The 24,446-nt window shown below is 71.4% G+C and carries 27 protein-coding genes; 16 read left to right on the top strand and 11 right to left on the bottom strand.

Going from position 1 to position 24,446, the window contains the following annotated elements:
• The first annotated feature begins 486 nt into the window (after positions 1-486).
• Positions 487-2,004 carry a glutamate-cysteine ligase family protein gene (locus SLINC_RS08205; RefSeq protein ID WP_067428570.1) on the top strand — a complete coding sequence of 506 codons (1,518 nt, stop codon included), beginning with the start codon at positions 487-489 and terminating at the stop codon, positions 2,002-2,004.
• Between the two features lie 36 nt (positions 2,005-2,040).
• On the opposite strand, the gene SLINC_RS08200 is transcribed toward SLINC_RS08205, so the two are convergent.
• On the bottom strand, positions 2,041-3,813 hold the full coding sequence (locus tag SLINC_RS08200; protein WP_067428566.1) for a substrate-binding and VWA domain-containing protein: 1,773 nt from the start codon (positions 3,811-3,813) through the stop codon (positions 2,041-2,043).
• 192 nt (positions 3,814-4,005) lie between these two features.
• On the opposite strand from SLINC_RS08200, the gene SLINC_RS08195 reads away from it, so the two are divergent.
• The gene (locus tag SLINC_RS08195) at positions 4,006-4,806 is read left to right on the top strand and encodes a CPBP family intramembrane glutamic endopeptidase (RefSeq protein ID WP_067428563.1); all 801 of its coding nucleotides are present in this window, start codon (positions 4,006-4,008) and stop codon (positions 4,804-4,806) included.
• A 128-nt stretch (positions 4,807-4,934) separates the two neighbouring features.
• Here SLINC_RS08195 and SLINC_RS08190 read toward each other — a convergent pair whose 3' ends face one another.
• The gene (locus SLINC_RS08190) at positions 4,935-5,744 is read right to left on the bottom strand and encodes a PhzF family phenazine biosynthesis protein (protein ID WP_067445152.1); all 810 of its coding nucleotides are present in this window, start codon (positions 5,742-5,744) and stop codon (positions 4,935-4,937) included.
• A gap of 79 nt (positions 5,745-5,823) precedes the next feature.
• A complete protein-coding gene (locus tag SLINC_RS08185; RefSeq protein ID WP_067428560.1) occupies positions 5,824-6,483 on the bottom strand; it encodes a class I SAM-dependent methyltransferase in 660 nt (219 codons plus the stop codon).
• Positions 6,484-6,628: 145 nt separating this feature from the next.
• Between SLINC_RS08185 and SLINC_RS08180 the strand changes: the two genes are divergently transcribed.
• On the top strand, positions 6,629-7,252 hold the full coding sequence (locus tag SLINC_RS08180) for a PadR family transcriptional regulator (RefSeq protein WP_079165091.1): 624 nt from the start codon (positions 6,629-6,631) through the stop codon (positions 7,250-7,252).
• Positions 7,253-7,325: 73 nt separating this feature from the next.
• On the opposite strand, the gene SLINC_RS08175 is transcribed toward SLINC_RS08180, so the two are convergent.
• A complete protein-coding gene (locus tag SLINC_RS08175; protein ID WP_067428551.1) occupies positions 7,326-7,754 on the bottom strand; it encodes a type II toxin-antitoxin system Rv0910 family toxin in 429 nt (142 codons plus the stop codon).
• 109 nt (positions 7,755-7,863) lie between these two features.
• Positions 7,864-8,031 carry a hypothetical protein gene (locus tag SLINC_RS48425; RefSeq protein WP_170068263.1) on the bottom strand — a complete coding sequence of 56 codons (168 nt, stop codon included), beginning with the start codon at positions 8,029-8,031 and terminating at the stop codon, positions 7,864-7,866.
• Between the two features lie 219 nt (positions 8,032-8,250).
• Between SLINC_RS48425 and SLINC_RS08165 the strand changes: the two genes are divergently transcribed.
• The 3 genes from SLINC_RS08165 (at position 8,251) to SLINC_RS08155 (ending at position 11,123) form a co-directional block, all read left to right on the top strand.
• Positions 8,251-8,790 carry a Clp protease N-terminal domain-containing protein gene (locus tag SLINC_RS08165; protein WP_067428545.1) on the top strand — a complete coding sequence of 180 codons (540 nt, stop codon included), beginning with the start codon at positions 8,251-8,253 and terminating at the stop codon, positions 8,788-8,790.
• Positions 8,791-8,959: 169 nt separating this feature from the next.
• Positions 8,960-9,964: an EamA family transporter gene (locus tag SLINC_RS08160; protein WP_067428542.1), complete on the top strand. Its 1,005-nt coding sequence runs from the start codon at positions 8,960-8,962 to the stop codon at positions 9,962-9,964.
• A 211-nt stretch (positions 9,965-10,175) separates the two neighbouring features.
• Entirely contained in the window at positions 10,176-11,123 is a 948-nt protein-coding gene (locus tag SLINC_RS08155) for a DMT family transporter (RefSeq protein ID WP_067428540.1), read from the top strand.
• 55 nt (positions 11,124-11,178) lie between these two features.
• Here the strand turns inward: SLINC_RS08155 and SLINC_RS08150 are convergent, their stop codons facing one another.
• Positions 11,179-11,811, bottom strand: a complete 633-nt coding sequence (locus tag SLINC_RS08150) for an FMN-binding negative transcriptional regulator (protein WP_067428532.1) — start codon at positions 11,809-11,811, stop codon at positions 11,179-11,181.
• Positions 11,811-12,491, bottom strand: a complete 681-nt coding sequence (locus SLINC_RS08145) for a pyridoxamine 5'-phosphate oxidase family protein (RefSeq protein WP_067445150.1) — start codon at positions 12,489-12,491, stop codon at positions 11,811-11,813. The genes SLINC_RS08150 and SLINC_RS08145 overlap by 1 nt, the downstream gene beginning before the upstream one ends.
• 35 nt (positions 12,492-12,526) lie before the next feature.
• Here SLINC_RS08145 and SLINC_RS08140 point away from each other — a divergent pair, with 35 nt between their 5' ends.
• Entirely contained in the window at positions 12,527-13,858 is a 1,332-nt protein-coding gene (locus SLINC_RS08140; protein ID WP_067428527.1) for an aminotransferase class I/II-fold pyridoxal phosphate-dependent enzyme, read from the top strand.
• A gap of 98 nt (positions 13,859-13,956) precedes the next feature.
• On the opposite strand, the gene SLINC_RS08135 is transcribed toward SLINC_RS08140, so the two are convergent.
• On the bottom strand, positions 13,957-14,886 hold the full coding sequence (locus tag SLINC_RS08135) for a DMT family transporter (RefSeq protein ID WP_067428524.1): 930 nt from the start codon (positions 14,884-14,886) through the stop codon (positions 13,957-13,959).
• Between the two features lie 74 nt (positions 14,887-14,960).
• On the opposite strand from SLINC_RS08135, the gene SLINC_RS08130 reads away from it, so the two are divergent.
• Positions 14,961-15,863, top strand: a complete 903-nt coding sequence (locus SLINC_RS08130; RefSeq protein WP_067428521.1) for a LysR family transcriptional regulator — start codon at positions 14,961-14,963, stop codon at positions 15,861-15,863.
• 67 nt (positions 15,864-15,930) lie between these two features.
• Here SLINC_RS08130 and SLINC_RS08125 read toward each other — a convergent pair whose 3' ends face one another.
• The gene (locus SLINC_RS08125) at positions 15,931-16,398 is read right to left on the bottom strand and encodes a pyridoxamine 5'-phosphate oxidase family protein (protein ID WP_067428518.1); all 468 of its coding nucleotides are present in this window, start codon (positions 16,396-16,398) and stop codon (positions 15,931-15,933) included.
• Positions 16,399-16,543: 145 nt separating this feature from the next.
• Between SLINC_RS08125 and SLINC_RS08120 the strand changes: the two genes are divergently transcribed.
• On the top strand, positions 16,544-17,197 hold the full coding sequence (locus SLINC_RS08120) for a cysteine hydrolase family protein (protein WP_067445148.1): 654 nt from the start codon (positions 16,544-16,546) through the stop codon (positions 17,195-17,197).
• Positions 17,198-17,201: 4 nt separating this feature from the next.
• Here SLINC_RS08120 and SLINC_RS08115 read toward each other — a convergent pair whose 3' ends face one another.
• Positions 17,202-17,630: a Rieske (2Fe-2S) protein gene (locus tag SLINC_RS08115; protein WP_067445146.1), complete on the bottom strand. Its 429-nt coding sequence runs from the start codon at positions 17,628-17,630 to the stop codon at positions 17,202-17,204.
• Between the two features lie 93 nt (positions 17,631-17,723).
• Here SLINC_RS08115 and SLINC_RS08110 point away from each other — a divergent pair, with 93 nt between their 5' ends.
• From SLINC_RS08110 to SLINC_RS08080, 7 genes are all read left to right on the top strand, one after another.
• Positions 17,724-18,488 carry a HipA family kinase gene (locus tag SLINC_RS08110; protein ID WP_067428515.1) on the top strand — a complete coding sequence of 255 codons (765 nt, stop codon included), beginning with the start codon at positions 17,724-17,726 and terminating at the stop codon, positions 18,486-18,488.
• Positions 18,485-18,901 carry a DUF3037 domain-containing protein gene (locus tag SLINC_RS08105; protein ID WP_067428512.1) on the top strand — a complete coding sequence of 139 codons (417 nt, stop codon included), beginning with the start codon at positions 18,485-18,487 and terminating at the stop codon, positions 18,899-18,901. Before SLINC_RS08110 ends, SLINC_RS08105 begins: the two co-directional genes overlap by 4 nt.
• A 126-nt stretch (positions 18,902-19,027) precedes the next feature.
• Positions 19,028-19,789, top strand: a complete 762-nt coding sequence (fabG, locus tag SLINC_RS08100) for a 3-oxoacyl-ACP reductase FabG (RefSeq protein ID WP_067428509.1) — start codon at positions 19,028-19,030, stop codon at positions 19,787-19,789.
• A 12-nt stretch (positions 19,790-19,801) separates the two neighbouring features.
• Positions 19,802-20,563 carry an SDR family oxidoreductase gene (locus SLINC_RS08095; RefSeq protein ID WP_067428506.1) on the top strand — a complete coding sequence of 254 codons (762 nt, stop codon included), beginning with the start codon at positions 19,802-19,804 and terminating at the stop codon, positions 20,561-20,563.
• Positions 20,564-20,751: 188 nt separating this feature from the next.
• A complete protein-coding gene (locus SLINC_RS08090; RefSeq protein ID WP_067428503.1) occupies positions 20,752-22,332 on the top strand; it encodes an ABC transporter substrate-binding protein in 1,581 nt (526 codons plus the stop codon).
• A gap of 121 nt (positions 22,333-22,453) precedes the next feature.
• Positions 22,454-23,137: a uracil-DNA glycosylase gene (locus tag SLINC_RS08085; RefSeq protein ID WP_067428500.1), complete on the top strand. Its 684-nt coding sequence runs from the start codon at positions 22,454-22,456 to the stop codon at positions 23,135-23,137.
• Positions 23,138-23,248: 111 nt separating this feature from the next.
• Complete coding sequence (locus tag SLINC_RS08080) at positions 23,249-23,746, top strand: tetratricopeptide repeat protein (RefSeq protein ID WP_067428497.1); 498 nt, start codon at positions 23,249-23,251, stop codon at positions 23,744-23,746.
• Positions 23,747-23,847: 101 nt separating this feature from the next.
• Here the strand turns inward: SLINC_RS08080 and SLINC_RS08075 are convergent, their stop codons facing one another.
• The gene (locus tag SLINC_RS08075) at positions 23,848-24,336 is read right to left on the bottom strand and encodes a hypothetical protein (RefSeq protein WP_067428490.1); all 489 of its coding nucleotides are present in this window, start codon (positions 24,334-24,336) and stop codon (positions 23,848-23,850) included.
• Positions 24,337-24,446 lie beyond the last annotated feature (110 nt).

Here is a 24,446-nt window from a genome sequence, read left to right as displayed (position 1 = left end):
GGGGTCAGAGAGGCCGGAGTCGTGGTCCGGTGACCAAGGGTGCGGGTGAGGCCTGCCGCACGTCACCTGACGGCAGGTTCGAGGGCCCGAGCGCCGGCCTTCTGCCTTGTTCGCGGAGTTTATACGACGCATGTTCACACGATGTTTCGTCTAGCCGCTTTCGCCGGATCGGGCAAGGGTTCATTCGGTCGGCGATTCGCGGGAATCATCCCGATTCCCTGCGGGCCGTACCAGTGATGACCTCGGGAAATGCTCCGGCGGCGGTCGGCCCATTCTCGTCGGCGTTTTTCACGAGTTTCTCGGGGAACTCGAAACCGCACACTGCACCATGCCCGGTGAATGTGCCACCGGTCACATCCGCCAGAGTAGCGGCTTCCGGGCCCGTCCGGGACGTTATCGATCGTCCTCGCTGGGCATCATCCCACCTGACCCGGGACCGACCGGCGGCCGGATTGATGGCCCGCCCATCCGAGGAGGGACGCTTCGATGGGGGAGAAGGTCGTGGCAGGCCAGTTCGACCTGTCCGATCGTCAGCGCTACCGAGACAAGCTCCGGCAGTGCCTGACGGGGCTGGAGCGACTCCTGGCCGAGAAGCGGTTCGACCGCCCCAGGAACCTGATGGGGCTGGAGATCGAATTGAATCTCACGGGTGCGGACGGCATGCCGAGAATGTTGAACGCGCAGGTACTCGAACGTATCGCAAGCCGAGATTTCCAAACAGAACTCGCCATGTTCAACCTGGAAGTGAACATAGCCCCACACCGATTGGGTGGCCGGGTATTCGATCGGCTCTCCGAGGAACTCCGCACCTCCCTGGCGTATGCCGACAGGAAAGCCGGTGAGCTCGACGCGGGGATCGTGATGATCGGCATTCTGCCGACGCTCGACCGGGACGACCTGGTCTCCTCCAATCTCTCCGACGTCGACCGCTACGCGCTGCTCAACGACCAGATCGTCGCCGCCCGGGGCGAGGAGTTCGCCCTCGACATCGACGGTGTGGAGCGGCTGACCTGCACCTCGAAGTCCATCGCGCCCGAGGCCGCCTGCACCTCGGTGCAACTGCACCTCCAGGTCACCCCGGGCCGCTTCGCCGACGTGTGGAACGCCGCGCAGGCCGTCGCCGCCGCGCAGATAGCCGTGGGCGCCAACTCGCCCTTCCTGTTCGGCCGGGAGCTGTGGTGCGAGTCCCGGCCGCCGCTGTTCCAGCAGTCCACCGACACCCGACCGCCCGAGCTCCAGGCCCAGGGGGTGCGGCCGCGCACCTGGTTCGGCGAGCGGTGGGTCTCCTCGGCGTACGACCTCTTCGAGGAGAACCTGCGCTACTACCCCGCCCTCCTGCCGATCTGCGACGACGAGGACCCCCTCGCCGTCCTCGACGCCGGAGGCGTCCCGAAGCTCTCCGAACTCGTCCTGCACAACGGCACCGTCTACCGCTGGAACCGCCCGGTGTACGGCATCGCCGACGGTGTCCCGCATCTGCGCGTCGAGAACCGCGTCCTGCCCGCCGGCCCCACCGTCACCGACGTCGTCGCCAACGCGGCCTTCTACTACGGCGTCGTCCGCGCCCTCGCCGAGGAGTCGCGGCCGGTGTGGACCCGGATGCCGTTCGAGGCGGCCGCGGCCAACTTCGACGCCGCGTGCCGCCACGGGATCGACGCCCGGCTGGTCTGGCCCCGAGGGGGCCGGTACGGCGGGACGGCCGAGATCGACGCGGTCAGTCTCGTACGCGACGAACTGTTGCCGCTCGCCGAGGCCGGGCTGGACGCGTGGGGCGTCGAACCCGCCGACCGGGACCACTACCTCGGCGTGATCGAGGAGCGGTGCCGGCGCCGGGTCAACGGCGCGTCCTGGCAGTCGGCCACGTTCCACCGGGCCCTGGAAACCGGCCTCTCCCGCGACGCCGCGCTCGCCGCCACGACCCGCCGTTACCGCGATCTGATGCACAAGGGGGAGCCGGTGCACACGTGGCCGGTGGGGCTGCTGGAGCCGGTGCCTCTGGGGTGAGCGCCTCGGGGTCTCTGGTCCCGGGGGCGCTGGGGGTCAGTTCCCGTCGGTGTCCCGGGTGCCCGCCGCGACGATGGCCTTGAGGATGACCGAGTGGATCTGGGAGGGGTCGTCGACCTCCTGGCCGGAGCCACCGGTGGACCGGGCGATCTGCTCGGCCTCCTCGCGGTCGGCGTCGGGGCCCACGGCGATCATGATCAAGGGAACCGGGCGTTCGGGGTTGCTGAGCCTCTCCAGCTGGGAGATGAGATCGGCGCGCTCGATGCTGCCCGGGTCCTGGTTAACGCCGTCCGTCAGCACCACCAGCGCGTTGAACTTCCCCTCGACGTAGGAGGAGGTGGCCGCCCTGTACGCCGCGAGCGTGGTGTCGTACAGGCCCGTGGCACCGTCGGGCACCGGCGTCAGGTCGCTGAACGCGGCCGAGAGGCGCTCGCGCTGGGTGCCGCCGTCCGCCGGGTCGCCGAGCCTGCGGGTCGGCACGAGCACGCGGTAGTCCTTGTCGCCGTCCAACTCGGTGGAGAAGTCCCACAGGCCGATCTCGTCCTCGGGTGTGAACGTGGCGAGAGCCTGGAGCAGGGACGCCTTGGTGACGTCCATCCGCGACCGGTCGGTGCCCGGTACCCGTTCCGACATCGACGAGGAGGCGTCCACGACCGTGGTGATCCGGGCGCTCTGCACGGTGATCGTCCACACGCCGAGGGTCTCTTCGAGCGCGGTGTCGGGCGGCGGCTGGACGGCCGGCTCCGCGTACGGCTGCGGCCTGCTGCCGCCGGCCCCCGTCACCAGCGCGTCCGTCACCCTCTCGTCCGACGTCCGGAAGCCGCGGAGCTCCAGCAGCTGCCGCTGTTCCGGCCGGTCCAGATAGTTCATGAAGCGGATCGCGGCCCGGCTCTCGTCGGTCGTCAGCCCCGACCCGTCGACCAGCGTGTACGGGTAGTCGAGCCGCGGTGAACCGTCCTTCGGGTAGAAGAAGTCCAGGCTGCCCCCGCCGTCGGCGTCGTTGTACGCGAACGCGGCCTGCTCGGTGAGCACCAGTGCCTGGTTCCGCCTGGGGTTGCCCTGTTCGGTGCCGGAGGAGTCGCGCGGCAGCGTGTCCAGGACCTGCCCGTCGCTGTCGGAGGTGCGCTGGGACAAGGCCTTCATCATCGCCGCGGCCCGAGTGCCGCCGTCCGCGCTCCCGGCGGCGGAACCGGCCAGTCGCGTCAGCGCGAGCAGCCCCGTCGCGCTGCGCGCGGGATCGGCCGCGCCGAGCCTGAGCGAGTCGTTCCGCAGGGCCGCGCCGGCCAGCTCCACCCAGCTGTACGTCTTCCGCGGCCAGCCCAGCGACTTCGCGGCGGCCGGCACCATCGCCATCCCGATCGGGGTGGAGGCCACGTTGCCCAGGTGGGACACGTCCGACCCGCCGCGGTCCGTCCGCAGCCGCTGGACCCACAGGTCCGAGTCCGGCACCCACACCTGGAAGTCGCTCTTCTCGCCCGCCAGCAGCTCGTCCGCCACCTTGTACGCGTCCCGCGCGGTCACCGTGACCGCCAGACAGCGCCCGTCGGAGGTCAGGTCGTCGTCCCGCGCCCGCTGCGCCGCGGTCCGCAGCGTGGGAGCCAGGTCGGGGGAGGCGGCGAGCCTCAGCCGTACGGGGTCGTCCTGGCAGGAGGTGCCGAAGGAGAGCAGACCGCCCTGGACGGCGGCCGCCGTGCCACCGGCGACGGTGAGGACGAGGGCCGTCGCCAGGATCACCGTACGGCGATGCGTCCGGGGACGGGGGTCGCCCGCGCCCGCCCCATACTGATCGGGCAAGCTGTGACGTCCCATGACGGTGGTGCCCCTCCCTGTCGGCCTGCACAACCTCGGCCGGAGTCCGGCCGTACGGCAGGCAGGAGGGGGCACGCCCCGTACGGCGTCCGTCCCCCCGACGGCCTGTCGCGCACGATGTTCGTAAGTAGTTTCGAGACCTTAGCGGGACGGCGATGGGGATGCGGCGGGAATACTGAAGTGGAGTCAGGTGTGCAGGCAGAGACGGGCCCGGTGGCCGAATCTTCTCCTCCGGAGCGGCTCTCGCGACGGATCCTCCGGCACGAGACCCTGCTTGTTCTGGGGCTTTCGCTCGGTGCGAGTGGTGTATCCGCTCTGATCAGCTTCGTCGGATCGGTCACCAGGCCGGGCGGTCTCAAGGACCAGGCGGCCACGCTCAACGCCTCGGCCGCGCCCGGCCGTCCGTGGCTGGATCTGGCCTGGCAGCTGTTCGGGATCACGTCGGCGCTGGTGCCCGTCGCCCTGGTCGCGCACTTCCTGCTGCGCGAGGGGCAGGGCCTGCGCACCCTGGGCTTCGACCGCACCCGGCCCTGGCCCGACCTTGGCCGCGGCGCCGGGATCGCCGCGGTGATCGGCAGTACCGGAATCGCCTTCTACCTGGCCGTACGCGGGCTCGGCTTCAACCTCACCGTGGTGCCCGAGGCGCTGCCCGACGTCTGGTGGAAGTACCCGGTCCTGATCCTGTCGGCGATGCAGAACGCGATCCTCGAAGAGGTCATCGTGGTCGGCTATCTGCTGCGCCGGCTCGGCCAGTTGGGCTGGACGCCGGGCACCGCACTGGTGGCCAGTTCCGTACTGCGCGGCTCGTACCACCTGTACCAGGGCATCGGCGGCTTCATCGGCAACATGGTGATGGGCGTGGTGTTCGTGTACCTGTACCGGCGCTGGGGCCGGGTGGGACCCCTGGTGGTGGCCCATTCCCTGCTCGACATCGGGGCGTTCGTCGGATACGCGCTGCTGGCCGGGAAGGTGGGCTGGCTGCCGACGGCGTGACCCGACGGCAGCGCTCCGCCTCGCTAGGGTCTGTCCGGCGGATCAGGTCGCACGGAGTAACGGTGCCTGATCAGCGCCGGTGGGCGTGCCAGGGCCCCGCGACCGCGACATGATCCGCCGGACAGGCCCTAGGCGAGCAGCTCGCCGTCGATCGTCGTCACCGCGCGACCGCTCAACAGGGTGCGCTCGCCGCGCAGTTCGGTGCGGACGCGGCCGGAGCGGGGTGAGGCCTGGAGGCCGGTGAGTTCGGTACGGCCGAGGCGCTCGGACCAGTAGGGGGCGAGCGCGGTGTGGGCGCTGCCGGTGACCGGGTCCTCGTCGATGCCGACGTTCGGGAAGAAGCAGCGGGAGACGAAGTCGTAGCCACGGCCGGGGTCCTCGGCGCGGGCGGTGGCGATGATGCCCCGCTCGGAGTGGGCGCCCAGGGCCTTGAGGTCCGGGGCGAGGCCGTGCACGGTCTTCTCGTCGGCGACCTCGACGAGCAGGTCCCCGATGTTCGGACCGGTGTCGAAGGCGGTGAGCACCTCGGCACCGAGCGCCTGCGTCACCCCGGCCGGGACGTCTACGGCGGTGAGCGGCGCCGTCGGGAAGTCCAGGGTGATCGAGCCGTCCGCCCGGGGCTCGGCGGACAGGACGCCGCTGCGGGTGGCGAACCGCACCGGACCCTCGTGGACCCCGGTGGTGTGCAGGACGTGGGCCGTGGCGAGGGTGGCGTGACCGCACATGTTCACCTCGGTGGCCGGCGTGAACCAGCGCAGCGCCCAGTCGGCCTCGCCGCCCTCGGGCAGGCGGTGCGCGAAGGCGGTCTCGGCATGGTTGACCTCCAGGGCGATCTTCTGGAGCCGCTCGTCGTCCGGGAAGGCGTCGAGGATCATGACCCCGGCCGGGTTGCCGGCGAAGGGGCGGTCGGTGAAGGCGTCGACGATTCGGATACGCATGCTCCGATGCTGGGCCATGACCAGGCCACGGACCAAGGCCAATTCGGTTTGACTGGACCGATTTCGGGAGCCGCTTCCGTCACCGCGCCCCTGCTTTGCGGGCCAGGAGGGTGCCGCTCCTCCTGGTGGCCCCCTCGGCGGGTTCCTGCACCAGTCGCGCGGTGATGACGAACCCGGCGCCCTCCAACAACCCGGCGATCCGGTCCGGGGGCAGCAGATGCGACTCGTAGGACACGGGACGGCCGCCGTACGCCTCGGTCGGACGCAGCCGCTCCCCGTCGCCCACGTGTCCGGCCAGCATCAGACGGCTGCCGGGCGCCAGCGTGCGGTGGAACTCGGCGAACACCGCCGGCAGGGACTCCGGGGGTGTGTGGTGCGTGGAGTAGTAGGCCAGGACACCACCGAGCTCGCCGTCCCCGATCTCCAGCGCGGTCATCGACCCGACCCTGAAGTCCAGCCCCGGATGCGCCCGCCGGGCGAGCTCGATCATCCGCGGCGACAGGTCGACGCCGAGGACCGGTGCTCCCAGGTGCGCAAGGTGGGCGGTGACCAGCCCGGGACCGCACCCCAGATCCGCCACCGGCCCGCGATCGTCCGCGCTCACGACCTCGGCGAACGCGGCCAGCATCGCGCGGGAGAGCGGGTCCAGCTCCGTCGGACGCTTGACGACGCTCAGGTATGCGGCGGCGACGGTGTCGTACGACTCCCGGATCGCGGCGAGGTATGAGGGCTCGGTCACCAGCGCGACCTTAGGGGAGAGCACTGACAACGGCGCGTCGGCGGAGTGGCTCGGTCGGTCCAGTTCGGAATCCCTTGCCGTTCGACCTATTCCGATATATCGTTGAGGCATCGCGACAGATCAACGATGGAATGGAGTGATGGCGATGCGTAGCCACGGACACGAGCGTGGACATGGTGGAGCCGGGCATCCGGGCCGAGGTGGTTTCGAGAGCCTGCGAAGCGCCTTCGGGCCCTTCGGGCCGGGTGGTCCCGGCGGTCCCGGATTCGGCGGACCGGGCTTCGGTCCCGGGCCCTGGGGACCCAGGGGGCGGGGCGGGCCACGGGGGAGGGCGCGGCGCGGTGACGTGCGGGCCTCGATCCTGGCCCTGCTGAAGGACCGGCCCATGCACGGTTACGAGATGATCCAGGAGATCGCCGAGCGCAGTGGCGGGGCGTGGAAGCCCAGCCCCGGCTCGGTGTACCCCACCCTCCAGCTGCTGGAGGACGAGGGGCTCATCACCAATGCCTCCGAGGGCGGCAAGAAGCTGTTCTCGCTCACCGACTCCGGCCGCGAGGCGGCCGAGGAGGGACCCGACGCGCCCTGGGAGGAAGCCTCCCGCGGTGTCGACTGGGAAGCCCTCGGTGAGATCCGGCAGGCCGGCTTCGGTCTGATGGAGGCGTTCGGCCAGGTCTGGAAGACCGGCAGCAAGGAGCAGCGGGAGAAGGCGGTCGGTGTCATCAACGACGCCCGCAAGAAGCTGTATCTGATCCTCGCCGACGAGGACTGACCGGCCTGCGGCTGTGAAGAGGCGCCCCGCGCAACTGCGCGCGGGGCGCCTCGCCGTGTTCCCGGCGGCGTCGTCAGCTCACCAGGCCCGCCAGTTTCCGCAGTGACTCGTTCAGTGCCGCGGTCGCCGAGTCCTTGAGCTTGCCCGCCATCAGGGAGACCGCGGCGCCCGTGAACTCCCCGTCGATGCGGACCAGCGTGGCGTCCCCGTCGGGGACCAGCGTGTAGCGCGTGGCGACGGTCACCGACATCGGGCCCTTGCCGCGCAGGGCGAGCGCCCGGGCCGGTTCCGCCTGCTCGACGGTCCACTCGACCTCGGCCGGAAAGCCCATCATCCTCATGTTCTCCTGGAAGGTCGCGCCCGCTTCCAGAGCGGTGGGCCCGCCCCGGGGAAAGCTCGTGTGGGTGGCGTTCCACTCCCCGTACGAGGACCAGTCCGTGAGCTGGGCCCATACCTTCTCGGCCGGCGCCCCGATGCGGGACTCCGCGCTGACTTCGGCCATGCGACCACCTCTTCGTGACGGGCTACGGTGTCGCGGAACGTAGCGGCATGGTCCGCAACATTCAATACTGACGAACCGTCAGAAACGGTCGGGGGTCAGGGTCCCGGCGTCAGCCCACGCGCTGTATCTCCGCCGCGTCGAACAGGTCCCACGCGCGCGGGAACGCGCTCTCGTCGTGACAGTGCCAGGCGTCCCAGAACAGATCGGCGGGCAGTGCGTCCTCCGGGGCGTACACCCGGTATACGTACTGCTTGCCGTCCACGGCCGGCAGAGCCACCAGCCAGCACCTGCTCTCCATCTCCGTGTGGGACGAACGACGGCGCATCCCGGTTGCGGGCGGGGCGCTGGGCAAGGCGGCGCGCGCCCCTCGGTGCGGAGAGGCGTGATCTCATCCGTAAGGAGGAGATTCCGGCTCCGCGCGTCCCCTTCCCGTGGGACGCGGAAATGCTTCCTTTCGCGGATGACCGAAGAGGGCGGGACTGATGAGGTAGGGGATGTGCACCCCCGTATCCCCCGGCAGTCGGCCCACGAGCCCGGCAGTCGGCGCCCGGTCCACACGGACGGCGATGCCAGGCTCAGCGAGGAGCTGGCAGCGGTGGTCTCCGGCGCCCGGCGGCGGGCGGTCAGGGACGGGGACCGGCAGATCGACACGGCCCATCTGCTGCACTCACTCCTGGAGTCGGACCCCGAGGTGCGGACCGTCTTCGACGTAGAACCGCAGTTCGCCCGCCTGCTCGGCTATCTCGTGCAACGCAGCATCGGCTACGGCCTGCGCTGGCAGGGCAGCGTCGAGGACTCCGGCGCCGTACCCGTGGTGGCCCGGGCGGAGGGCTACTCGCCGCTGGCCGCCGGGGCGATGGAATACGCCCGGGCGCGCGCCGACCGGCGCGGCGGCGGACCTGCCCTCGGCCTGGACCTGCTCGCCGCGATCGTCGTCGACCCGGAGGCCCGGGCGGTCGAGGTGCTGGAGCGCGCCGGGGTCGACGCCCGTGCGCTGCTCGCGCGGATCGACCGCCGCTTGCATCGGGCCGTCTGAACACGCGCCCCGCCGATCCGAGCGCGTGTCCCGTCGCTCCGAACACCCCCGCGCCATCGATCCGAACACCCGCGCCCTGTCGATCCGGACACCCGCGCCCCGTCGATCCGGTCCGCTCGGTGAGACAGGTGTCATGCGGGATGACGCTCATGTCGTCGCCTGTCATCATGTGCCGGTGCATACGTCTGAGAGCATCCAGAGCCACCGGAACAGGGGCACGGGACTGAGCCTCGCGCTCGTGTCCGCGCTCGCCTTCGGCGGATCCGGTGTCGCGGCCAAACCGCTGATCGAGGCCGGTCTCGACCCGCTGCACGTGGTGTGGCTGCGGGTGGCGGGCGCCGCCCTGGTGATGCTGCCGCTCGCCGTCCGCCACCGCGGACTGCTGCGCAGCCGTCCCGGTCTGCTGCTCGGCTTCGGCCTGCTCGCCGTGGCGGGGGTCCAGGCCTGCTACTTCGCCGCGATCTCCCGCATCCCCGTCGGTGTCGCCCTGCTCGTCGAGTACCTCGGTCCCGCCCTGGTGCTCGGCTGGGTGCGGTTCGTGCAGCGGCGGTCGGTGACGCGTGCCGCCGCGCTCGGCGTGGTCCTCGCGGTCGGCGGGCTGGCCTGTGTGGTCGAGGTCTGGTCGGGTCTGAGCTTCGACGCCCTCGGGCTGCTCCTCGCCCTCGGCGCCGCCTGCTGCCAGGCCGGCTACTTCGTCCTGTCCGACCAGGGCGGCGACTCCGGCGACCAGGCCCCCGACCCGCTCGGCGTCATCGCCTACGGCTTCCTCGTCGGCACCGTCGTCCTCACCGTCGTGGCCCGCCCCTGGCGGCTGGACTGGTCCGTGCTCGGACGGGCCGCGGACATGGACGGCACGGCGGTCTCGGGCGGTCTGCTGCTGGCCTGGATCGTGTTCGTCGCCACGGTCCTCGCCTACGTCACCGGGGTGCACTCGGTGCGCAGGCTCTCCCCGCAGGTCGCCGGCGTCGTGGCCTGCCTGGAAGCGGTCGTCGCCACCGTCCTCGCCTGGATCCTGCTCGGTGAGCACCTCTCGGCACCGCAGATCGTCGGCGGTGCGATCGTGCTGGCCGGCGCGTTCATCGCGCAGTCGTCGGCGCCCGCCAAGGGCTCGGCGGATCCGGTGGCGAGCGGGGGCGCGGAAACCGAGTTGTCGGCGCGGGAAAACGCCGCATAGCCTGCCCGTCATGCACACGAACGCGCTCGTCCTTCCGCCTCCGGCCGCCTGAGGCGGGCCCTGTCGGAAGACCGGGGTGCTCTCGGAACACCCCTGAGCCCGGCCCGACGCCGGGCGGACGGTGCTGCCCGCAGAAGAAGTCCGTGGACCCCGCCGAGCGGGCGTCCTTTCCCGAACTTCCGCGCACCATGCGCATCTGCGGAGAGAACGCGTGTCGCAAACTGTCTCCGGCCTGCCCATCGGGCGAGGCCTCCTCTATCTGATCGTCGCCGGAACGGCCTGGGGCACCGCGGGCGCGGTCGCCTCCCTGGCCTACCGGTCCAGTGACCTGGGGCCCGTCGCCCTGTCCTTCTGGCGGTGCGCGGCAGGGCTCGTCCTGCTGCTCGCCGCCCGCCGTCTGCGTCCGCGGGTGCGGAACGCCGTAGCCGAACCACCGCGTCGGAAGGTGCTGCGGATCGGAGTGACGGGCGTCGGTCTGGCGGTGTTCCAGACGGCCTACTTCGCGGCCGTCGCCGCCACCGGGCTGGCCGTGGCCACCGTCGTCACCCTCGGCGCCGGACCCGTCCTGATCGCGCTCGGCGCACGGCTGACCCTGGGGGAGCGGCTCGGGCGCGGCGGGATCCTCGCCGTCGCCGGCGCGCTCGCCGGACTCGGGGTCCTGATGCTCGGCGGCGGGGACGCGACCGTACGCCCCTGGGGGGTCCTGCTCGGGCTGGTCTCGGCGGCCGGCTGCTGTGTGATGACCCTGCTCACGCGCCGCTGGGGCGGGGACGCGGGAGCCGACGCCTTCGGTACGTCCGTCGGGGCGTTCGCGGTCACCAGCCTGTGCCTGCTGCCGTTCGCCCTGTCCGAGGGTCTGGTCCCGCACACCGCCCAACCCGCCCTGCTCCTGGGCCTGTTGGTGTACATCGCGGCCGTTCCCACGGCTCTCGCCTACGCCCTCTACTTCGCGGCCGCCGTCGTCGTCCGGCCGGCCACCGTGTCCGTGATCATGCTGCTGGAGCCGGTGAGCGCCACCGTGCTCGCCGTCACGCTGCTGGGAGAGCGGCTGACCCCGGCGACGCTCGTCGGCACCCTGCTGATGCTCGGGTCGGTCGCGGGGCTCGCGGCGGCCGAGGCGCGCGGGGCGGTACGGCAGGAGGAACCGGTGCCCGCGTGAGACAGGGGGCCCTTCGTGGTGGAAGGGCCCCCTCCTCAGGCCTCCCGTCGGCTCCTCAGGCTCCCCGCCGACGCAGCAGGTGCTCGCGCGCCGCCGCGTCACCCGGGCCGCCCCGGGCCGTGAGTCCGGCGACGATCCGGTCCTGCACGACCGTCGTCCTGTGGTTCGCGTACTTGAACTTCGCCCGCACACCGGTCACTTCGAGCCGCAGCCCGCGAATCCCCGGCAGCATCCGCCCGTACGGCACCTCGCCCACCGCCACCGGGGCGGAGCCGCCCTCCGGCTGGAAGTGGCCGACCTGGCGGTCGAGGAGCGTGGCCTTCTCGGCCGGGTCGTCCACGACATGGGCCCGGCACCGGAGTTGGACCGCCGCGTAGAAGCTGGTGGGAGTGCCGTGCTCGGGCGGGCCGTCCGGGTCGGCCTGCCAGGGGCCGGGCACGTACGCGTAGTCGTCGACCACGGTCAGCAGGACCACCGGGTCCGCCTCCAGCGCGGCCCACAGCGGGTTGGGCCGGGCGAGGTGGGTGACGATCTCGCCGCGCTCCGGGTCGTGGACGAAGTGCAGGGGCTGGACGAACGGCGGCTCGCCCGCAGGGCCGTTGACGCAGAGCTGGCCGAAGTCGTGGACGGCGAGCCACCGCTGCCACTCGGCGTCGTCGTGGGGCGTGTCCCAGGGATGGATCAGCATCACAGGACCGCCAGGTAGTCGGGGAGTCCGGTGCCGGGGGCGAGGCCGGGATCGGCGACCGGGTCGGTGTAGCCCTTGCGCAGCGGGACGACCCCGGCCCAGTGGGGCAGGGCGAGGTCCTCGGGCTCGTCGTTGACACCGCCGGTGCGGAGCTTCGCGGAGACCTCGTCCAGGTCGAGGCGGATCACGGCGGTGGCGGCCAGCTCCTTCTTGTTGGCCGGCCGGGAGTCCGCGGCCCGCCCGGGCACCACATGGTCGACCAGCGCGTCCAGCGCGGACCGCTTCTCCTCCGGGTCGGTCACGTCGTGGGCGACGCCGTGCACCACCACCGACCGGTAGTTGATCGAGTGGTGGAAGGCGGAGCGGGCCAGGATCAGCGCGTCGACATGCGTGACCGTCAGGCACACCGGCAGCCCCGGATCCGTCCGGCCGGTCATCCGCAGGGGGCGCGAGCCCGTCGAGCCGTGCACGTAGAGCCGGTCGCCGACCCGGGCGTACAGCGTCGGCAGCACGACCGGCGCGCCGTCGCGGACGAAGCCGAGATGGCAGACGTAGCCCTCGTCGAGTATCGAGTGCACCAGATCCTTGTCGTACGAGGCCCGGTCGGGGGAGCGCGTGGGGACGGTGCGGTCGGTCGGGGTGTAGGCGGCGGACGCCCTCGTCTGCTGGGACCCCTGCATGGTGTTCTCCATTGCACTAGTGCATACTTGTCTTTGTGCTAGGAGAGTATCGGATCGAAGGTCGGGGCGCAGCGGAGATTGCGGCCAGTGTCGAGCGTGCGGTGGGGGCGGGTGATCTCGTCCCCGGGCAACTGCTGCCGCCCATGCGGGAGTTGGCGGCACGGCTGGGTGTCAATCCCAACACCGTCGCGGCCGCCTACCGGATCCTGCGGGAGCGCGGGGTCATCGAGACCGCGGGGCGCCGGGGCAGTCGCGTGCGTCCCAAGCCGGCCACGACGGGCCGGGAGCACATCCGGGTGGAGGTGCCCGAGGGTGTGCGGGACGTGTCGAGCGGCAACCCGGACACGGCGCTGCTGCCCTCGGTGGCGAAGGCGTTCGCGGCCGCCGCCGAGCAGAGCGACCGCGAGCCGGTCCTGTACGGGGATGCGGAGCTGGAACCGGAGCTGGCGCGTCGGGCGCGCGCGGAGCTGGCCGCCGACGGGGTGCCGGAGGGCCCCCTCGCCGTACTGTCCGGATCCCTCGACGCGATCGAGCGGGTTCTCGCCGCGCACCTCAAGCCGGGGGACACCGTCGCCGTGGAGGACCCGGGCTGGGGCAGCCTCCTCGACCTCGTCCCGGCCCTGGGCCTGCGCGCCGCCCCGGTGGGCGTCGACGACGACGGCCCGCGCCCCGACGACGTCCGACGTGCCCTGGAGGCGGGGGCCCGAGTGCTGATCGTCACCGGCCGGGCGCAGAACCCGACGGGTGCCGCGGTGAGCGCCACGCGCGCGCGTGCCCTGCGATCCGTGCTCCGCGCGCACCCTCAGACCCTGCTGATCGAGGACGACCACGGTCACGGCATCGTCGACGTGCCCCTGCACCCCCTCGCGGGTGTCACCCGGCACTGGGCCTTCGTCCGCTCGGTCGCCAAGGCCTACGGCCCCGACCTGCGGCTCGCCGTCCTCACCGGCGACCCCGTCACCGTCGACCGGGTCCGCGGACGGCAGCGGCTCGGGCCCGGCTGGGTCAGCCGCATCGTGCAGCGCGCCGTGGTCCGGCTGTGGGCCGACGGCGCCCTCGACACCACCGCGGTGGCCGCCGCCTACCGCGAACGCCGGACCCTGCTGATCGATGCCCTGGCCGGCCACGGCATCGAGGCCCACGGCCGTACCGGCATGAACGTCTGGGTGCCCGTCCCCGACGAGACCGGCGCCGTCGCCCGCCTCCTCCACGCCGGCTGGGCGGTCGCCCCCGGAGCCCGCTTCCGTATCGCGGCTCCACCGGCGGTCCGCATCACCGTGTCGACACTGACCGCGCGGGACGCCGAGTCCCTGGCGGCGGCGGTGGCAGCGGCGACAGGCCCCACACCGGCCCGGCGGTACGGCTAGGGCACGGACTCAGGTCTCCGCCCTTCAGGGGCGCGGGGAACTGCGCGACAAGCCACAACGCACCCGCAGCCGCACACGGATGGCCACACGCCACCCCCTCAGGCGCCCCGCCGGACCTGAGTGAGCGCCGCCCCCGCCAGCACGATCACCGCCCCCACCGGCGTGGACCAGCTCAAGGACTCACCGAGCAGCGCCACACCCGCGACCGTGGCGATGACGGGAATGAAGTACGTGACCATCTGGGCCGTCGTGGGCCCGACCTCGGAGACCAGCCGGTACTGGAGCAGAAACGCCACCCCCGTCCCCACCGCACCCAACGCGACGACGGCAAGCGTCGGCGCCACCGGGAACCGACCCGGCATCGAGGTGAACAACGGCGTCACCACGCCGAGTTGGGCCGTCGCGAGCAGCAACTGCGCCCCGCTCATGGACAGGGGCGACCGTCCGACCCCCGCGAGCGTGCGACGGACGTAGATCCAGCCGATCGGATAGCTCAGCGAGGCCACCAGCGCCAGCCCCGTGCCGGTGGCGTCCACACCCTGGAACCCCTGCCACGCCCCGAGCACCGTCAGCACGCCCAGGAAGCCGAGCCCGAGCCCCGCGACCCTGACCCGGGTCGGCCGGTCCTCGGAGAGGGCGACCAGGGACAGGGCCATGCCCCACAGCGGCGAGGTCGCGTTGCAGATCCCCGCGAGCGTCGACGGGATCGTCAGCTCCGCGTAGGCGAACAGCGAGAACGGCAGCGCGTTGAGGAAGAACGCGGCGACGGCCAGATGCGCCCAGACGCGTATGCCCCGCGGCAGCCGCTCCCGCCTGACCACCATCACCGCGGCGAGCACCGCTGTGCCGAACACCAGCCGCCCCAGCGTCACCTGGAAGGGGGCGTACCCCTGCGTGCCCACCTTGATGAGAAGGAAGCTGAAGCCCCAGATGAGCGAGAGGACGCCGAAGCGCAGGCGCCAGTCCAGCGTTCGGCGGGGCCGGGAGGCGGAACGGACAGGGGTCCTGGTGGCGGAGGCGGTGGTCATGGACGTAACGATGAAGCAGTCGATCTCTTAGAACAAGCGAGTTTTGGCGACCTGTATCTCGTAGTATTGCTTACATGTTGAATCTGGAGCGCCTGCGCACCCTGGACGCCCTCGCCCGGCACGGTTCGGTCAGCGGCGCGGCCGAGGGGCTGCACATCACGACGTCGGCCGTCTCCCAGCAGATGTCCAAGCTGGAGCGGGAGGTCGGCCAGCAGCTCCTCGCCAAGAACGGCCGGGGGGTGCGGCTCACGGACGCGGGCCGGCTGCTCGCGGAGCATGCGGCGCGCATCCTGTCGCAGGTGCAGCTGGCCCAGTCCGACCTGGAGGCCCAGCGCGGACAGGTCGTCGGAGAGCTGCGGCTCGTGGCGTTCCCCAGCGCCCTGCGCGGACTGTTCCCGGCGGCGCTCGCCGCCCTGCGCACCGACCATCCGGCCCTGCGGCTGCGCTCCCGGGAGCTGGAGCCGGAGGAGGGGGTGAACGCGGTCCTCCGCGGCGACGCCGACCTCGCCGTGGTCCTCGACTGGTACAACAAGCCGCTGCCCATGCCGCAGGGGCTCGCCAAGGCGCCGATCCTCGACGACCCCGTGGAGATCGCCCTCGCCGAGGGACACCCCCTCGCCGGGCGGGACGAGGTCGACCTGGAGGACTTCGCGGACGACGACTGGGTGGCCTGGCCGGAGGGCGAGTTCTGCCACGAATGGCTGCTGTACACGCTGCGCGCCAAGGGCATCGAGCCCCGGATCGCCCATCGCGCCGAGGAGCACCACACCCAACTCGCCCTGGTGGCCGCCGGTCTGGGTGTCTGCGTCGCGCCCCGGCTCGGCCGCGACCCGATGCCGCCCGGCGTGCGGGCCGTGCCGGTGCGTCAGCGGGTGCGCCGGTACATCTACGCGGTGTGGCGTCTGGACGCCGACCGCCGCCCGTCGATCCGGGCGGCGGTCGAGGCGCTGCAAGGCGCGGCGGAGCAGGTGGTCTGACCCGTCGGCGGCCGATCGGGGCTGTACGGCACCGAGCTTCTGGGCCACACGGAACCGGGCTTCGGGCCTACACGGAACCGAGCTTGCGGAAGTCCCAGGAGACGATCTTGTCCGGCGTCAGTCGCACCCACGCGTGCCGGCCGTCGTGCGGAATCTCCTCCAGCCGGAAGTTCTTGCGGGCGAACAGGGTCTCGGGGACGTCGAGTTCGGCCCGCAGCTCGCCGGTGCGCGGTATCTCGCCCACGAACTCGACCGTGCCGGACAGCTCGACGCCGCGCAGTTCGTCGTACTCCTCACCCGTGTCGACCACGATCGCGACCCGCGGGTCTCTCCGCAGATCGGCCCAGCGTTTGCTGCGCACCACCGAGTAGAGCCACATGGACGTGCCGTCCCACGCGAACCACAGGGTGCTCACATGCGGGGCGCCGTCGGCGGAGATCGTGGCGACCCGGCAGGTGCGCTGGCTGGTGAGGAAATCGTCCAGCTCACCGGGCGTCATCATGATCTTGCGACCCCGGCGCTGAGTGACGGTCATGCATCCCCCTCTTTCTCTCACGTCGTGTCAGAGGAGATCCTGTGATCCTCTGACATCACGTCAGAAAAGGATGGGTCGTCTTCCGTCCCCGCGCAATGGTGGCTACCCTCGCCCGCTCCACACCGTGGGCGACAAGGGGGCAACCGTGCCGTCGTACGACCAGCTCAGCGATCTGCTCGACCCCGAGACCACCGTCCTGCTCACCGTCGAGTGCCAGCAGGGCGTGGTCGGACCCGACAGCGCGCTGCCCGAACTCGCCGCGATGGCACGCTCCTCGGGCGCCCTCGCCAACGTGGCCCGCCTGGTCGGGGCCGCGCACGAGGCCGGTGTCCAGGTGATCCACGCGATCGCCGAACGCCGTCCCGACGGCCGGGGCGCGAACCGCAACGCCCGCCTCTTCCGGGCCGCCGAACGCCTCCCCGTCCAGCAGCTCACCGGTACCACCGCGGTCCGGGTGGCGGCTCCCGTCGAGGTCACCGAGGAGGACTTCGTCGTACGACGGCTGCACGGCCTCTCGCCCCTCCAGGGCACCGACGTCGACGCGCTGCTGCGCAACCTGGGCTGCCGCACCCTCGTCGTGACCGGTGTCTCGGCCAACGTGGCGATCCCCAACGCCGTCTTCGACGCGGTGAACCGCGGATACACCGCCCTGGTGCCGACGGACGCCATCGCGGGGGTGCCCTCCGACTACACCCCCGCGATGATCCGTCACACCCTCGCCCTGGTGGCGACCCTCGCGACCACGGAGGAGGTGCTGGCCTGTCTTCTCCGGCGACCGCGCGGGGCGCGACGCCCCTGAGGGCTCAGGCCAGTTCGATCGAGTCCCCGCTCACCGTGATCTTCTCGGCGGGCAGCGCCTGGGTCGCCGGACCCTTCTTCACGCTGCCGTCGCTGACGGAGAACTCGCTCTGGTGACAGGGGCAGGTGATCACGCCCTTGGCGATGCCCGTCACGGCACAGCCCTGGTGGGTGCACTTCGAGGAGAAGGCCTTGAACTCGCCGGCCGTGGGCTGGGTGACCACCACGCCCTGCTCCTTGAAGATCTTGCCGCCGCCCTCCGGGATGTCCGCGGTCTTGCCGAGGACGGTGCCGGAGGACCCGGCAGACCCCGAGGACCCTCCGTCGTCCGACCCGCACGCGTTCAGCGTGATGGCGAGCCCCGTCGCGCCCACCGCCGCCACGACGGTGCGGCGGCTCGGTGCCGAAGCGGGATGAAGCGATTCGCTGGCCATGCTGACGTCCCCTTCCACGGGTACCTCTCGAACTGCCCTCAGGTACGCGCCCGGAGCGCCGGTTGTTCAGCCGCACCCCAGTAGCCTGGGGCGATGCTCAAGGAAGTCATCGCGACCCGCTTCATCACCCCCCTGCGTGAGGGCGGCTCACTGCCGGGGCTCGTCGAGGCCGACGATCTCGGGACGTACGTCATCAAGTTCACCGGCGCCGGGCAGGGCCGCAAGACGCTGGTCGCCGAGGTCGTGTGCGGGGAGCTCGCCCGGCGGCTCGGCTTCCGGGTGCCGCGGCTGGTCACGATCGACCTCGACCCCGACCTCGGCCTCGGTGAGCCCGACCCCGAGGTGCAGGGCCTGCTGAAGTCCAGCGGCGGCACCAACCTGGGCATGGACTTCCTCTCCGGCGCGCTCGGCTTCGATCCGCTGGCCTTCGCGGTCGACGCCGAGGAGGCCGGCCGCATCGTCTGGTTCGACGCGCTCGTCAACAACGTCGACCGCTCCTGGCGCAACCCCAACCTGCTGCGCCGACGGGACGAGGTGTGGCTCATCGACCACGGCGCCACCATGATCTGGCACCACAACTGGCCGGGCGCCGAGGCCTCCGCGGCCCGCCCCTACGACGCCTCCGACCACGCGCTGGCCTCCTTCGCGCCGGACATCGCCCGAGCCGCCGTACACCTGGCCCCCCTGGTCACCGAGGACCTCCTCACCGAGGTCACCGCACAGATCCCGGACGTCTGGCTCACCGACGAGCCCGGCTTCGACACAGCCGACGACCTGCGGCGGGCCTACGCGCGCCCCCTGCTGGCGCGAGCCGCCGTCGTCCACGACCTCGTCAACGGCATCGGAGGGACCAGGTGACCGAGCGCCACATCATCAGGGGCGGCCGGAGCGACGACCGGGACGTCTTCGAGTACGCCCTCCTGCGCGTCGTCCCCCGCGTCGAGCGCGGCGAGTGCATCAACGCCGGCGTGCTCGTCTACTGCCGCGCCAGGTCCTACGTCGGGGTGCGCACCCACCTCGACGAGGCCCGGCTGCTGGTCCTCGACCCGGCCGCGGACGTGGCCGGCGTACGGGCCGCGCTGCGGGCCGTCGAGGGCGTCTGCGCGGGCGGCGCGGCGGCCGGACAGGCGGCCGGTGACGACCCCGGACGGCGCTTTCGCTGGCTGATCGCACCGCGGTCCACCGTCGTCCAGCCCGGGCCCGTGCACACCGGGCTCACCACCGATCCGGCGGCCGAGACCGAGCGGCTGCTGGAGCTGCTGGTCAGGTAATGGATCACACCGGGCTCGTGGGGCGTTGACACCGCGTGCCCGTGCTTCTAGCGTCACGTCTGCCGAAGGTACTAAGCGGTCGCTCACCCAGCGGACGCACTCTCTCTAGGGCGAGGAGAACCAGGAATGTCCACCACTGAGCAGCGGGTCGCCGTGGTCACCGGCGGAGCGCGCGGCATCGGGGCCGCCACCGCCGTACGACTGGCCGCCGAGGGCCGCGCGGTCGCCGTGCTCGACCTCGACGAGGCCGCCTGCAAGGACACCGTGGAGAAGATCACCGCGGCCGGCGGCAAGGCTCTCGCGGTCGGCTGCGACGTCTCCGACGAGGCCCAGGTCGAGGCGGCCGTGGCGCGTGTCGCCACGGAGCTCGGCGCGCCGACCATCCTGGTCAACAACGCGGGCGTGCTGCGCGACAACCTGCTGTTCAAGATGAGTGTCGCCGACTGGGACATGGTCATGAACGTGCACCTGCGCGGCGCCTTCCTGATGTCCAAGGCCTGCCAGAAGCACATGGTGGACGCCGGCTTCGGCCGCATCGTCAACCTCTCCTCGTCCTCCGCTCTCGGCAACCGCGGCCAGGTCAACTACTCGGCCGCCAAGGCCGGACTCCAGGGCTTCACCAAGACCCTCGCCAAGGAGCTCGGCAAGTTCGGCGTCACCGCCAACGCCGTCGCCCCCGGCTTCATCGCCACCGAGATGACCAAGGCCACCGCCGACCGCGTCGGCATGGGCTTCGAGGACTTCAAGGCCGCGGCCGCCACCCAGATCCCCGTCGCCCGCGTCGGCGAGCCGGACGACATCGCCAACGCGATCGCCTTCTTCACGGGCGAGGCGGCCGGCTTCGTCTCCGGCCAGGTGCTGTACGTGGCCGGCGGACCGCTCGACTAGGGAAACAGGACCATGACTGCACTGCCTGAACTCTCCGGCAAGGCCGCGCTCGTCACGGGCGCCAGCCGCGGCATCGGCTACGGCGTCGCCGAGGCGCTCGTCGCCCGCGGCGACCGCGTCGTCATCACCGGCCGCAACGAGGACGCCCTCAAGGAGGCCGTCGACAAGCTCGGCGCCGACCGGGTCGTCGGCGTCGCCGGCAAGGCCCACGACGAGGCCCACCAGGCCGTCGCCGTCGAGCGCGCCATGGAGGCCTTCGGCCGCGTCGACTACCTGGTCAACAACGCCGGGACCAACCCGGTGTTCGGCCCGATCGCCGACCTGGACCTGAACGTGGCCCGCAAGGTCTTCGAGACCAACGTCATCTCGGCGCTCGGCTTCGCGCAGCGGACCTGGCACGCCTGGCAGAAGGACAACGGCGGCGCGATCGTCAACATCGCCTCCGTCGCGGGCGTCTCCGCCTCGCCCTTCATCGCCGCCTACGGCATCAGCAAGGCCGCGATGATCAACCTGACCATCCAGCTGGCGCACGAGTTCTCGCCCAAGGTCCGGGTCAACGCGATCGCCCCGGCCGTCGTGAAGACCAAGTTCGCCCAGGCCCTGTACGAGGGCCGGGAGGAGGAGGCGGCCGCCGCCTACCCGCTCGGCCGGCTCGGCGTGCCCTCCGACATCGGCGGCGCCGCCGCGTTCCTCACCTCGGACCAGTCCGACTGGATCACCGGGCAGACGCTCGTCGTCGACGGCGGCATCTTCCTCAACGCCGGCGTCGGCTGACCTTCGGCACCACGGCACGGGCACCCGCCGACGCGGGCGCCCGTGCCGCCGGATACGGGCCCGCACGGTCCGATGACAACGTAGTCAAGGAAATTCGATCAACCGGTCGATTCGAAGGTAGGTTCAGCGGGCGGAGCGCTGCGGTAAGGTCTGCCAACTCTTGGTACGGCATTTCGAGGAGCAAGCGCGTGTTCATCCGGAACCGATACCTGCCGCCGCTCGCGGCCGTCGCGTCCATATCCGTGCTGGCCGGATGCGGGGTGTTCTCCTCGGACGCCTCCGGAGACGAGAAGCCGGTCGTCGTGGGGACGACCAGTGCTCCCGCCACGCTGGATCCCGCGGCCTCCTGGGACAACTCCTGGGAACTGTTCCGCAACGTGTACCAGACCCTCCTGAACTACAGCCCCGGCGCGTCCGAGCCCGAGCCCGACGCCGCCGAGAACTGTGCGTTCACGGACAGTTCGAGCACTGTGTACAGCTGCACGCTGCGCGAGGGCCTGAAGTTCTCCAACGGCGACCGGCTGGACGCCAAGGCCGTCAAGCACTCCTTCGACCGGATCAGGTCGATCAACGTCAACGGTGGCCCCGCCGGTCTGCTGGCCACCCTCGACCGGGTGCAGGCCAAGGGCGACCGTGAGGTCGTCTTCCACCTCAGCCAGCCCGACGCCACCTTCCCCCTGGTGCTCACCACGCCCGCCATGTCGATCGTGAACCCCGACGAGTACCCCGCGGACGAGCTCCGCAAGGACGGCAGGATCAGCGGCTCCGGGCCCTACGGCCTCTCCTCCTACGAGGAGGGCAAGAAGGCCGAGCTGGTCCGCAACGGCAACTACAAGGGCATCGCGGACCGGAAGAACAACGCCGTCACCATCCGCTACTTCCAGCAGTCGGACGAGATGGTCAAGGCCCTCAAGGACAAGCAGATCTCGGTCATCTACCGCGGTCTCGGCGCCTCGGACACCGTGGACATCGAGGTCAACCAGAAGGCGGAGGGGCTCCAGCTCGTCGCCAACCCCACCACCGAGATCAGCTACCTGGTGTTCAACCCCAGCGACCCATGGGCCGCCAAGCCCGCGGTCCGCAAGGCGGTCGCCCAGGTCATCGACCGCCCGGCGCTCGCCCACAACATCTACAAGGACACCGTCGAGCCGCTGTACTCCATGATCCCCAGAGGTCTGGTGGGCCACACCAACGGCTTCCTCGACGACTTCGGCACCCCCAGCGTGACCAAGGCGAAGTCGATCCTCACGGAAGCGGGCATCACCGACCGGGTCCCGCTGACCCTCTGGTACACCAGCGACCGCTACGGCTCGACGACCAAGCCCGCCTTCGAGGAGCTGAAGCGGCAGCTGGAGGCCTCCGAGCTGTTCACGGTCACGCTCAAGAGCCGTCCCTGGAAGACCTACGTCGAGGGCTACCAGAAGGGCGAGTACCCGGTGTTCGGGCGCGGCTGGTTCCCCGACTTCAACGACGCCGACAACTTCATCGCGCCCTTCGTCGGCCAGCAGAACGCGCTCGGCACGCCCTACGACTCGCCCGAGATCACCGGCAAGCTGCTGCCGCAGTCACGCGCGGAGAGCGACCGGGCGGCCGTGGCCGACCAGATCGTGGCCGCCCAGCGGATCCTCGTGGAAGACGCCCGGCTGGTGCCGCTGTGGCAGGGCAAGCAGTACGTGGCCGCGAACGAGGAGATCGCCGGCCTGGAGAAGGTCATCGACCCGGCGACGATGATGGTCATGTGGGAGCTGTCCTGGAAGACCGCCTGGTAGCAGCCCGGTTGTGCGGTCCGTGGGGGCGGCTGTCAGTGGTCGCCTGTAGGTTCAGAGACCTGGAAGCGACCGCACGACGTGGTGGCCCCACCCAGTGACCGCACACCGTAAGGAAGTTGACGTGACCGACATCGCCATGCTGCCCGAGTCCTGGCGCGGGGTTCTGGGCGACGAACTTCAGAAGCCCTACTTCAAGGAGCTGACGGACTTCGTCGAGGAGGAGCGGGCGAAGGGCCCCGTCTACCCTCCGCGCGAGGAGGTCTTCGCCGCCCTCGACGCGACGCCGTACGAGGGCGTGAAGGTCCTCGTCCTGGGTCAGGACCCGTACCACGGCGAGGGCCAGGGCCACGGTCTGTGCTTCTCGGTCCGCCCCGGCGTGAAGACCCCGCCCTCGCTCCGCAACATCTACAAGGAGATGAAGGAGGAGCTCGGACACGAGATCCCCGACAACGGCTACCTCATGCCGTGGGCCCGGCAGGGCGTCCTGCTGCTCAACGCGGTGCTCACGGTCCGCGGCGGCGAGGCCAACTCGCACAAGGGCCGCGGCTGGGAGAAGTTCACCGACGCGGTGATCCGGGCGGTGGCCGAGCGGCCCGACCCGGCCGTCTTCGTGCTCTGGGGCAACTACGCGCAGAAGAAGCTCCCGCTGATCGACGAGAGCCGGCACATCGTGGTCAAGGGCGCGCACCCCTCCCCGCTGTCGGCGAAGAAGTTCTTCGGCTCCCGCCCGTTCACGCAGATCGACGAGGCGATCGCCCAGCAGGGCCACGAGCCGATCGACTGGCGCATCCCGAACCTGGGCTGACCTCGTGGCCGGGCCGGTTCCCGTCCGGCCGGCCCGGTGCCGCCTGACCGGGATTGTCAGTGGCTGCGGCTAGCGTCGGGACGAACAGCCCATGAGTGTGCGGAGGACGCGGTGGCGGAGCGACAGGGGCAGGCGGCCGTGGACGGGCTCCTGACACGGATCGGACAGGCCGTGATGCTGCATCACGCGGGCGACCGCGAGGAGGCCCGGCAGCGGTTCCTCGATCTCTGGACGGAGATCGGCGAGGACGGCGACCCGCTGCACCGCTGCACGCTCGCCCACTACATGGCCGACACCCAGGACGACCCGTTCGACGAACTCGCCTGGGACCTCAGGGCCCTGACGGCCGCCGAGGAGCTGACCAACGACCGGCTCCAGGCCTACGAGGGAGCGCTCGCGGTGCGCGCGCTGTACCCCTCGCTCCATCTGAACCTGGCCGCCGACTACGTGAAACTCGGCCGCACGGAAGCCGCCCGCACCCATCTGCGCCGGGCGCGGGGAGCGTCCGACGCTCTGGGCGACGACGGTTACGGCGACGGGGTACGGGGGGCGATCAGCCGTCTGGAGCTACGGCTCGGCGAGGGAGACGGGGCCGGCGGCCGGGCGTAGGACCCGACGGGGCGGCTCGGACGGGCTCCGACGGGGGAGGGGCCGCGGGGAGGGCGGACCTTAGGACCAGCCCCCCCCGGGACCTCAACGCCCGCAGATCCTCAACGCACGTAGGTCTGCTCGCAGATCATGGCCTCGGGGCTGTCCGCCCGCCACTTGCCGTACTGCTTGCCGAGGGCACAGACGTCCTGCTGGTTCCGGGGAATCGTCCGGGCCACGTCGGGGATCTCGACGTGCGGTCGCCCGGGGTGGCGGGCCTCGGGGCCGCGCGGTCGCGGACGTTCGGGGTGGGACGGGTGCGAGCGCGGCGGCTGCTGCGGGCGCGCGCGGAGCGAGGGGGCGGCGCCCTGCGTCGCGGTCGTGGACGCGGTCGGGGTGGGGCGGCGGGACGGGCCGATCATTTCCAGGGCCTCGCGGGCCGGTGCCTGCACGATCTGCGGCTCCGACGGCCCGTCCGGTCGGGGCGCCGACGGCTGGGACGGCGCCGCCGGCGGACCGGACGCGGGCGGGCGCTGGATCGTCACACAGCCGGCGAGGGCCGAGACAGCCACGGTGACCAGGAGCGTTGCGGTGGTCGTCGTTCGATGCACCCGCGCAACTCTGGTGGGTCGAGCCGCCTTTGGGGCAGTGGACAAGCGGAGGTTGCCCCACACGGGTGATCTCCGACCCCGTACGGAGGGCGCGCGCCCCGCGGAGGTGA

Source organism: Streptomyces lincolnensis (genome assembly GCF_001685355.1).
Classification (GTDB): domain Bacteria; phylum Actinomycetota; class Actinomycetes; order Streptomycetales; family Streptomycetaceae; genus Streptomyces; species Streptomyces lincolnensis.
This window is presented reverse-complemented; position numbering and strand designations above follow the sequence as displayed.